This is a genomic window from Mycobacterium sp. (assembly GCF_025965855.1).
Taxonomy (GTDB): domain Bacteria; phylum Actinomycetota; class Actinomycetes; order Mycobacteriales; family Mycobacteriaceae; genus Mycobacterium.
Genome location: NZ_JAOPWB010000210.1, coordinates 25,883 through 35,630, shown reverse-complemented (window position 1 = coordinate 35,630; position 9,748 = coordinate 25,883). Strand labels below are relative to the sequence as shown.

Annotated in this window: 11 protein-coding genes; 5 read left to right on the top strand and 6 right to left on the bottom strand. The window is 68.2% G+C overall.

Annotated elements, in window-relative coordinates; translation table 11 throughout:
* The coding region (locus tag JWP83_RS18120) for a preprotein translocase subunit SecY (protein WP_367185649.1) at positions 1 to 373 on the bottom strand (373 nt) is incomplete at its 3' end.
* A gap of 214 nt (positions 374 to 587) precedes the next feature.
* Between JWP83_RS18120 and JWP83_RS18115 the strand changes: the two genes are divergently transcribed.
* A complete protein-coding gene (locus tag JWP83_RS18115; RefSeq protein ID WP_297732572.1) occupies positions 588 to 1,496 on the top strand; it encodes a class I SAM-dependent methyltransferase in 909 nt (302 codons plus the stop codon).
* A gap of 25 nt (positions 1,497 to 1,521) precedes the next feature.
* Here the strand turns inward: JWP83_RS18115 and JWP83_RS18110 are convergent, their stop codons facing one another.
* Together JWP83_RS18110 and JWP83_RS18105 are read right to left on the bottom strand one after the other, a co-directional pair.
* Positions 1,522 to 2,187: a GNAT family N-acetyltransferase gene (locus JWP83_RS18110; RefSeq protein ID WP_297732570.1), complete on the bottom strand. Its 666-nt coding sequence runs from the start codon at positions 2,185 to 2,187 to the stop codon at positions 1,522 to 1,524.
* 9 nt (positions 2,188 to 2,196) lie between these two features.
* Positions 2,197 to 3,558 (bottom strand): FGGY-family carbohydrate kinase, encoded by a 1,362-nt coding sequence (locus tag JWP83_RS18105; protein ID WP_297732568.1) that lies wholly within the window; start codon positions 3,556 to 3,558, stop codon positions 2,197 to 2,199.
* A gap of 30 nt (positions 3,559 to 3,588) precedes the next feature.
* On the opposite strand from JWP83_RS18105, the gene JWP83_RS18100 reads away from it, so the two are divergent.
* From JWP83_RS18100 to JWP83_RS18090, 3 genes are all read left to right on the top strand, one after another.
* Positions 3,589 to 4,578, top strand: a complete 990-nt coding sequence (locus JWP83_RS18100; RefSeq protein ID WP_297732566.1) for an NAD(P)-dependent oxidoreductase — start codon at positions 3,589 to 3,591, stop codon at positions 4,576 to 4,578.
* Between the two features lie 14 nt (positions 4,579 to 4,592).
* Entirely contained in the window at positions 4,593 to 5,246 is a 654-nt protein-coding gene (locus JWP83_RS18095) for an L-fuculose-phosphate aldolase (RefSeq protein ID WP_297732583.1), read from the top strand.
* A gap of 99 nt (positions 5,247 to 5,345) precedes the next feature.
* On the top strand, positions 5,346 to 6,245 hold the full coding sequence (locus tag JWP83_RS18090; RefSeq protein WP_297732564.1) for an MBL fold metallo-hydrolase: 900 nt from the start codon (positions 5,346 to 5,348) through the stop codon (positions 6,243 to 6,245).
* A gap of 38 nt (positions 6,246 to 6,283) precedes the next feature.
* Here JWP83_RS18090 and JWP83_RS18085 read toward each other — a convergent pair whose 3' ends face one another.
* The gene (locus JWP83_RS18085; protein ID WP_297732562.1) at positions 6,284 to 7,153 is read right to left on the bottom strand and encodes an AraC family transcriptional regulator; all 870 of its coding nucleotides are present in this window, start codon (positions 7,151 to 7,153) and stop codon (positions 6,284 to 6,286) included.
* Between the two features lie 65 nt (positions 7,154 to 7,218).
* On the opposite strand from JWP83_RS18085, the gene JWP83_RS18080 reads away from it, so the two are divergent.
* Positions 7,219 to 7,875 carry a class I SAM-dependent methyltransferase gene (locus JWP83_RS18080; RefSeq protein ID WP_297732560.1) on the top strand — a complete coding sequence of 219 codons (657 nt, stop codon included), beginning with the start codon at positions 7,219 to 7,221 and terminating at the stop codon, positions 7,873 to 7,875.
* Here JWP83_RS18080 and JWP83_RS18075 read toward each other — a convergent pair.
* Together JWP83_RS18075 and JWP83_RS18070 are read right to left on the bottom strand one after the other, a co-directional pair.
* Positions 7,872 to 9,104, bottom strand: coding sequence for a cytochrome P450 (locus JWP83_RS18075; protein ID WP_297732558.1), 1,233 nt, complete (start codon positions 9,102 to 9,104; stop codon positions 7,872 to 7,874). The genes JWP83_RS18080 and JWP83_RS18075 overlap by 4 nt on opposite strands.
* Positions 9,101 to 9,685: a TetR/AcrR family transcriptional regulator gene (locus JWP83_RS18070; protein ID WP_297732556.1), complete on the bottom strand. Its 585-nt coding sequence runs from the start codon at positions 9,683 to 9,685 to the stop codon at positions 9,101 to 9,103. Before JWP83_RS18070 ends, JWP83_RS18075 begins: the two co-directional genes overlap by 4 nt.
* Positions 9,686 to 9,748: the final 63 nt, after the last annotated feature.

The window sequence follows — 9,748 nt, the reverse complement described above, 5'->3', positions numbered from 1 at the left end:
CGATCGCCAGGTAGCGGGTGTACTGGGTCATCTTGGCCTGGCCGGCCTGGCCCTCCTTGCGCAATTCCTCGAACCGCGGGATGACCACGGTGAGCAGCTGCACGATGATGCTGGCGGTGATATAGGGCATCACCCCCACGGCGAACACCGTCAGCTTGAGCAGCGCACCACCGGAGAACAGGTTGATCAGCGAATAGATCTGTCCGGCCTCGCCGCCGCTGGCCTCCTTGATGCACTGCTGCACGTTCGGGTAGTTCACACCCGGGGATGGCAAAGCGGCGCCGACCCGGTAGAGAAGGACGATGCCAAGCGTGAAGAGGATCTTCCGTCTCAGGTCGGCTGTCCGCAGCGATGAGATGAAAGCCGAAAGCAACTCTTCCTCCTGCGTCCTGCGACTCGCGCCTAACACCCGCAGGCCAGGACGTACGGCGCCGCGCGTCAAACCGTGTACGAGACTAACAGCTGATCGGGGCAGCCCCTGTCGACACCCTTTCGAAGGCCTTTGGAGGACACAGGAAGCGGACAGCGGCGAGGCGTAGAGTTCGGGTGGTTTGGCTCGTTACATTAGCTAAGTAAGTGGGAGCAGCATGACGCGAACCGATCAGGACAGCTGGGACTTGGCCTCCAGCGTCGGCGCGACGGCAACGATGGTCGCCGCGGCCCGCGCGCTGGCCAGCACGGAGACCGACGCGATCATCGACGACCCGTTTGCGGCGCCCCTGGTGCGCGCGGTCGGCCTCGACTTCTTCATCCGCCTGATCAACGGTGAAGTGGCCCCGGGCGCGGAAGACGGCGGCGAACGGGACCTGCAACTCGAGACCGATTCGATCGCGGTGCGCACCCGCTTCTTCGACGATTTCTTCCTCAACGCCGCCCGCGACGGCATCCGCCAATCGGTGATCCTGGCCGCCGGCCTCGACGTGCGCGCCTACCGGCTGGCTTGGCCGCCGACAAGCGTGGTCTACGAGGTCGATCAACCCAAGGTTGTCGAATTCAAGACCGCCGCGATGGCCAACCTGGGGGCCGCCCCGACCGCGGACCGCCGCACCGTCACCATCGATCTGCGAGACGATTGGCCGGAAGCGTTGCGCCGCAGTGGCTTTGACACAACGCAACCAACTTCCTGGAGCGCCGAGGGCTTGCTGATGTACCTTCCGCCCGACGCCCAGGACCGGCTCTTCGACAACATCACCGCGCTCAGCGCGCCCGGGAGCAAGCTGGCCACCGAGTACCACGGCGACGATTCCGGCCGGACAATGTCGCAGCGCGCGCAGCAATTCAACCAGCGGTGGGCCAATCTGGGGTGCGACATCGACCTGTCCGGACTGTTCTTCGACGGCGAGCGCAGCAACGTCGTCGACTACCTGGCCGATCGGGGCTGGCAGGTGAGCACCCGGCCACGGCGGGAGTTCTTCGCCGATTACGGCCGCGTCTTCCCCGACGACGAGGAATCGCAGCTCCGAAACATCATCGCCGTCACCGCCACGCTGGGCTAGGGGTACGGGTGGCCGAAACCGGGACCTAGCCGGGTTTGGCCGCCGGCGTCCGGACCACCAACGGCACGGCGGGGAAGCACCATGCCATCTCCGAGCGCGACTTGCGCAGCGCCGCCGTGCCGTAACCCTTCTTGCGGTGGTCGGGGTGAATCCAGATCCGCACGTTCACCTCGCCACCGACCAGCTCGCCGAAGACCATTCCGACCTTCTCGCCCGAATCGACCGCCACGAACCATGCGGCCTCCTCGTCGCCGACGCGCCCCAGCGCCGCACGGATCTCGTCGTCGAGGTTGCCCGCCGGTCCACCGGACCCGTCACCGGCGGCGCCGACGTCCTCGGTGCGGGCGGCGAAGATGTCGCGGTCCTGATCGGCGGAGAAGGGCCGAAGCTCGAGGGTCTCCCCCGAGCTTGCGGGACGCTCCCCGAGGGTGAAGCTCAGCTGTTTGTTCAGGTCCTCCAGCTCGGCCAGGATCTTCCTGCGCGAATCGATGGTGAGCGAAGCGAACGACATGCCCATCACCGCCTCGGCGGCCACGTGGGACGTATCGAGCAAACGGACGATCGCCTCGACCGCGACCGCCTTGTCCTCGGACTCCACCACCACGTCGGCTATTTCGTGCCGACGTTCGAGAGCTTTCAACAGGGCGTCGGCGATCTCTCGTCGGGCGGCTTTGTGGTCCTGGTCAGTCATTGCACCAGCCTAGAACGCCGCCGGAGGTATCGCGCTAGATCTCTGGTTTCCCAGCTCCAGGAACCGTTGGTAGCGGTCGGCGGTCGCCGCCCCCCAGGCGGGATCGGGCTCAACGACGCGCTCGATGCGGGCCCAACGCCCGGCGTCGGCGATCGAGGTTTCCAGGCCGGCCGCCATCCGGCCCAGGAACGCGGCCCCCAGCGCCGCCCCCTCGGCCACCGCGGACACCTCCACCGGCCGTCCGGTGGCGTCGGCGATGGCCTGCATCCACGGCCCGACCCGGGTGCCGCCACCGGCGGCCACGATGCGCGCCACCGGCGCCCCGCTCAGCTCGATGAGCTGACGCACGACGAAGCCCGACGCCTCGTACGCGGCCCGCCGCACCGAGGCCGCGTCGTCGGTGAGATCGAGGGCGTCGAGCACGGCCCGCCGATCCGGGTCGTGGAACGGCGTGCGCTCCCCGCGTATGTAGGGCGACCACACCGGCACGCGACGCGGATCCGCGCTCCCCGGATCGCCCGCGCCGAGCAGGCGCTCCACCCAGCCCAGGAACAGGCCGCCCGCGTTGCTGGCTCCCCCGATCTGGCTCTTGCCGGGGGCGGTGTGCGGGATGGTCCACAGGCCGGGCACCTGCCGCGCCTCGGCGATCGTGCTCCACACGATCAGGGTGGTGCCACACAGCACGAGCACGTCGCCGTCGCGGTCGGCGCCGGCCACGATCTGTTCGCAGAGCGCATCGATGGCGCCGATCGCCAATATGGCGCCCGTCCCAGGGAGCTGCCCGGCGGCCGTCCCGATCGTCTCCACCCGGGGCATCTGCTCGACGGTCGCGCCGCGATCGGCGCACTCCGCCGGGTCCCAGCCGGTCCCGTCGAACAGGGGGAAGGCGGTGGCGGCGGTGGCGACGTCCATCACCGCCTGGCCCGCCAGGGCGTGGTTGGCCACGGCGGGCGCGGGCCAGTACCCGGCCGCGCGGGGCGCCTGGGCGGCCGTCCAGCGCAGGAACTCCGCCGCCTCGCCCAGCCCGGGAAGCGGCTGGTTGTCGGCCCCCGGCACCCGTCCCCTGGCATCGCCGTACAGCAGCCCGGGGGTCAGCGGCCTGCCCGCGGCGTCGACGGCGGTCAGCGAAGGCACCATCGCGGACACCGCGACCGCCCGGACGTCGGGAGCGGGGGCCAGTTGGTCCAGCGCCGCGACCGGGCCCCGCCGCCACGCCTCGTCGGCGTCGTGCTCCAGCCGATCGGGCGCCGGCACCCGCAGCTCGTGCGGAATGCGCACCCGCGCCGTCACCAGGCCGTCCGCGTCGGCGGCCACGGCCTTGACGGCGGTACTGCCGATATCGATGCCGATCGTGACGCCTTCACGTGACACGGGCGTCACCGTACGCCAGCATTGGGGTTCGTGACGTCACGACCGCGCGCCTTGGTGACCGCCCCGCTGCGTGGACCGGGGTTCGCCAAGCTCCGGCGGCTGGCCGACGTGGTCTACGACCCCTGGATCGAAGCGACCCCGCTGCGGATCTACAGCGCCGAGCAGCTGGCCGCGCGGATCGCGGGCGAATCCGCCGATGTCGTTGTGGTGGAAAGCGACTCGGTCCGCGGCCCGGTGTTCGAGCAGGGGCCGCGCGCCCTGATTGCCGTTGCGTCCACCCGGGGCGATCCCAACAACGTCGACATCGAGGGGGCCACCGCGGCCGGCATCCCCGTGCTGAACACCCCGGCCCGCAACGCCGACGCGGTCGCCGAGATGGCGGTGGCGCTGCTGCTGGCCGCCACCCGCCACCTGCTGACCGCCGACGCGGATGTCCGCAGCGGCAACATGTTTCGCGACGGCAGCATTCCCTATCAGCGGTTCCGCGGCTGGGAGATCGCCGGGCGCACCGCCGGTCTGGTGGGCCTCGGCGCCGTCGGCCGTGCCACCCGGTGGCGGCTGGCCGGTCTGGGCATGCGGGTGATCGCTCACGACCCGTACAACGACGAAGCGCGCCACGGCCTGGACGAACTGCTCGCCGAGGCCGACGTGGTGTCCCTGCACGCGCCGGTCACCGGCGCCACCGCCGGCATGATCGGCGCGCAGCAGTTCGCGGCCATGCGCGACGGCGTGGTCTTCCTCAACACCGCCAGGGCACAGCTGCACGACACCGACGCGCTCGTCGACGCGCTGCGCGGGGGCAAGGTCGCCGCCGCCGGCCTGGACCACTTCGTCGGCGAATGGCTGCCCACCGAGCATCCGCTGGTGGGCATGCCCAACGTGGTCCTGACGCCCCACATCGGGGGCGCCACGTGGAACACTGAGGCTCGGCAGGCGCAGATGGTGGCCGACGACCTGGAAGCGCTGCTGGCCGGCAGGACGCCCGCTCACATCGTCAACCCGGAGGTGCTCGGCCCATGACGTCCGTGACATCCATGAAATCCGTGGACAACCCCGAGACCGCGGTGCTGGACGCCGCCAAGGACATGCTGCGCCGGGGCCTGGTCGAGGGGACCGCCGGCAACATCTCGGCGCGGCGCTCCGACGGCAACATCGTCATCACGCCGTCGTCGGTCGACTACCGCGACATGCAGTTGGACGACCTGGTGCTGATCGACCCGCAAGGCGCCGTGCTGCACGCCGCCGACGGCCGGTCACCGTCGTCGGAGGCGAAGCTGCACCTGGCGTGCTACCAGGCGTTCGACGACATCGGCAGCGTCATCCACAGCCATCCGGTGTGGGCGACCATGTTCGCCATTGCGCACCAGCCGATTCCGGCCTGCATCGACGAGTTCGCCGTCTACTGCGGCGGGGAGGTTCGGTGCACCGATTACGCCGCGTCCGGCACGCCCGAGGTCGGCGCCAACGCGGTCAAGGCGCTCGAGGGCCGGGGCGCCGCGTTGATCGCCAACCACGGCCTGGTGGCCGTGGGGCCGCGACCCGACAAGGTCCTGCACATTACCGCCCTCGTAGAGCGGACCGCCCAAATCGTATGGGGTGCAAGGGCTCTCGGTGGTCCCGTGCCCATCCCCGAGGACGTGAACCGCAACTTCGCCGGCGTTTACGGCTACCTGCGCGCCAACGCCTAGATGCGGCCACCCGCCAGAACCACGTCGACTGTGAAATCCGCGACGCGACAGGCCGTGACGGCGTCGCCGAATTCACGCTCGCCGGGAGACGAGACATAAATGCGCCGGGCCCGGTTCGGTCACGCGAGCGTGGCGCGCGTGCTGGAACTCCAATTCGACCTGGGAACCCGCTGCTTCCCGCAGACGCCGCCGTCGGGGTGGCGGGACAACGCCGACCTGCTGGTGCCGGACTTCTTCGACCCCTCGACCGATCAGTGGCACATCGCGGTCCAGAGCTGGATCATCGAGGTCGACGGCCTGACCGTGGTCGTGGACACCGGTGTCGGCAACGATCGCCAACGCCCGCACATGCCACCCCTGGACCACCTGAACACCGGATTCCTGGCGGCGCTGCGGTTGGCGGGCGTCGACCGCAACGCGGTGGACGTGGTGGTCAACACTCACATCCACTCCGACCACGTCGGGTGGAACACGCTGCTCGAGAACGACGCCTGGGTGCCGACGTTTCCCAACGCCCGATACCTGGTGCCGGCCGCCGACTACCACCACTTCTCACCGGACGGACCTGCGGGCCGCCAACCCGGTGACCAGCTGGTGTTCGCCGACAGCGTCTTGCCCATCGATGAAGCCGGTCAGCTCGTCCAATGGTCGGACAACTACCAGGTCAGTCGGTCGCTGCGACTGGGGCCCGCCCGCGGGCACACACCGGGCTCCTCCGTGCTGTGGCTGGATGCGGGCCAACCGGCGGTCTTCGTCGGCGATCTCACCCACAGCCCGCTGCAACTGCGCCGACCCGCCGACGCCTGCGCCTTCGACCTGGACGCGCCGGCCGCCGCGGTCACCCGCCGCCGGATATTCACCGAGGCCGTCCGGGCAAAAGCCGCCGTCATACCCGCGCACTACCCCGGCCGCGGCGGTGCCACGATCCGCGCCGTCGCCGACCAATTCGACGTCGACGAGTGGTTGGACACCGATCTGACGGACGCTCCCCGACGGTGAAATTCGCGGCGCGACACGCCGTGAACCCGTCGTGAGATTCACTCTCGGCGCTGAGGTTCTCGGCCACCGCGCCATTCGCGGGGCGAGGAGCCGTGCGCCCGGCCGAACAGCCGGCTGAAATAGCCGGGATCGCAAACCCCGACCCGCCTGGCCACCTCCGCGACGGGTAGGTCCGTTTCGGCCAGCAAGCCGCGGGCTTCGGCCATGCGGCGTTCGGTGATCCACTCTTGCACGGTGCGCCCGGTGCGGCGGCGCACGACGGTGGTCAGGTGGCCCGGGCTCATGCCGAGTTCGCCGGCGACGTCGCGCAGCGACAACGGCCCGGCGTGACGCCGGTCGATCACCTCGAACACCTCGGCCAGCAGCGGTTCGCCACTGCGCCGCAGCTCGGCCACCACCGGCCCGGCCAGCCGGGCGAGGTCGATCAACAACAGCGTCAGGTGCGCCAGCGCCGCCTGCCGATACCCGTCCTGCCGCGCGCCCAGTTCCGTTTCGATCGAACAGACCGCGGCATCCCACGCCGGCCGCCGGGCCGCGGGCACCTCCAGGCGCAATATCCCGCCGACTTGTCCGTGCAGGAACGGGAACAGCAGCGGGTGTGCCCGCCACGCCGGCCACGGCGATCGCGCGTCCTCCCCGAGCGCGGCGGGGTCGAAGAACACCGCGACACCGGCATCGCGAAGCTCCAGCCGCCCGGGGTCGAGCACCTGACCCGCGGCCGCCACGTAGACCTGCCGGGCCGCGGGAAGGTACCAAAGCGCCGGAAAGTCGTGAATGTGACGGCCCCGCTCGATGAAATCCTCGGGACCCGACCGCACCACCGACACCGGGGGCGTGTCCGGATCGGTGCGATATTCGTAGATCGGCACCCCGGCGCGCTGCCGAACCATCCGAGCGGGCTGCGTCATGTCACCAAAGATAGTCCTATTTTCACCGAGGATCAGCCAATTCTTCCGCGGTCCAACGATTCACCATGGATTTCGTGACGAAACATCATCCACATGATTACCTGCCCGCCGCCGGTCACGACGCGCTGCTGCCCTGCTACGACGTGTTTAGCCGCATATTGGGCATGAACCGGGTCCATGAGACTCTGATCGCGCAGGCGGAGCTCGCCGACGGCCAGCGCGTCCTGGAAATCGGCTGCGGCACGGGAAATCTCACCATCCGGGTCAAACGCGCACATCCCGCCGTGAATGTGACCGGATCCGATCCCGACGCGCGCGCACTTGACCGGGCGCAGCGAAAGGCACGCCGGCTTGACGGTATTGGCTTCGAACAGGGCTACGCCCAGCGGTTGCCCTACGCCGACGGCGAATTCGACCGGGTGCTGTCGTCGATGATGCTGCACCATGTCGGCGACGACGCGAAAACCGTTGCGGCGGCGGAGGTCTTCCGGGTCCTGCGTCCGGGCGGCAGGCTGCACCTTGTCGATATCGGCGGCGACATGACCGCCGACGGTGGTGTGGTAGGGCGACTCATCAGGCGCAGCCCCCACGCTGCCGGCAACCTCGGCGACGCGATCCCGCGCCTGCTGCGCGGGGCCGGGTTCGACTGCACCGAGGTTGCCACGCACCGGCAGCGCTTGGTTGGACGACTCACCTACTATCGTGCGACCCGTCCCGCCTAGAGCTGCTTGAGGCTGACCGGGAGTGATTCGTACACGGTCATGTTGTTGCAAAGATCGGGAAGCGTCATCCTCGGTTCGCCGACCTCGATGGCGCCGGTATTCAACAATATCTCGTCAAGGGCGGCGAGGACTTCCGCCCGCGCAAGCATTGCGCCCAAACAGTGGTGGGCGCCACCACCTCCGAAGGACTGGTGGGGGTTGGGATCTCGGCGAATGTCGAACCGATATGGATTCTCGAAGACGTCTTCGTCGCGATTGGCCGAGCGCAACATCGTCACCACGCGGGCACCGTCGGGGATCATTACGTCGCCGAGCATCACATCCTTGGTTGCTCCGCGCACCCAGAACATGATCGGCGTGGAATAGCGGATCACCTCCTCGACCGCCGTGCGCCTCGCATCCGGGTCGGATCGATAGACCGCAAGCTGATCGGGATTGGCTGCGAAGGCCCGCATCCCGTCGCACAACGCATTTCGAGTCGTGTCGGCCCCGGCCAATCCGAGGATGAAAAAGAAAATCTCCAGCTCGTTGGAGGGCAGCAAAAAACGCTCCCCCGATTCTCCCGTGATCTCCGTGGTGCATAACGCACTCCAAATGTCGTCCACGGGATGCTCACGCTTGTGAGCGGTCAGCGTACTGGCGTACTCGAACAATTCCATAAAGGGCAACAGGTCATCACCGTCGGGGAGGGACATCTGTGCGCCAGCGGTCTTCAACACCCGGTCAATCAAGCCGAATACATGCGGGCGGTCTACGTCAGGAATTCCGACGATGTCACCAATCACCGAAATCGGCAATCCCGCAGCGAGATCGACGAACTCGCCACCACCGGATTCAAGTAGAATGGCGGCCATCGCCTCGGCCCGATCTCGAATGCCGTCTTCCAGCTTGGCCACCGCGCGTGGTGTGAACGCACGAGCGATGACTTTGCGGCGGATCGTGTGATCCGGAGGGTCCATACTGACGATGGCCGGGTACGCATCGAACAGTGGTACGTCTTGAATCAGCGGTCCACGGGCCGCCGTGAACGACTCGTAATCGCGATGCACGCGCGCGACGTCCGCATGCTTGGTGCACACCCAAAACTCTCGGCCCACAGTGGATCTGACGTCAGCGGTGAGTTGCTGGTGAAACACCGGCACGCGGGCGCGCAACTCGGCGAACAGATCGTCGGGAAATCGCGACGCCCAGACCACCGGCTCGGCGAGATCGATCGTCGTATCTGTCATGATGCGCCTCGACGTCGCTCCAGCTCGTCGCGCAGACCGGCGAGGATCAAGCGTAAGCCGTACGCGAACGCCTGGTCGCTTGGCCCGCCAGCCGCGCCCCCGGCGCGGCGTGTGTGCTCAAGCTGCACGGAACCCAGCAGGTGGATGTACAACGCGGCGTGGGCGGCATCGAAATGCTCGGCAGCCAAGCCAGATTCGCGCAGAATTCCGCGAGAGGCGCGGTCCATCTCGGTCGCCGCGGCGGTGTGCGGATGCTCCTGCAGCAGAGCCGCCATCCCGGGCACGCCGACCAGCACCTTCCAGGCATTCGTGTAAAGCGCGAGCAAACGTGTTTCCCAGTCGCCCTCCTGCGGCACCTCGATCCGTGCAAGCACCGATTCGATCAGCAAATCCAGCAGTTCCCTCTTGTCGCGGACGTGGTAGTACACCGACGAGGCCGCCGTGCCCGCCTCTGCTGCCAGCTCGCGCATCGTGACCCGGCTGACGCCCACCCGTTTCGCCAGCCGCAACAAGTGCTTCGTCAGGTGCGCCCGGTCCAGCGCCCCGTAGCGCAGCACCGGTGCATTGGCCACAGCATCCACGCGTCCCCACCTTTCAAACAGCGTTCGAATTCGAACAGTATTCAGATTACAACAATGTTCGCC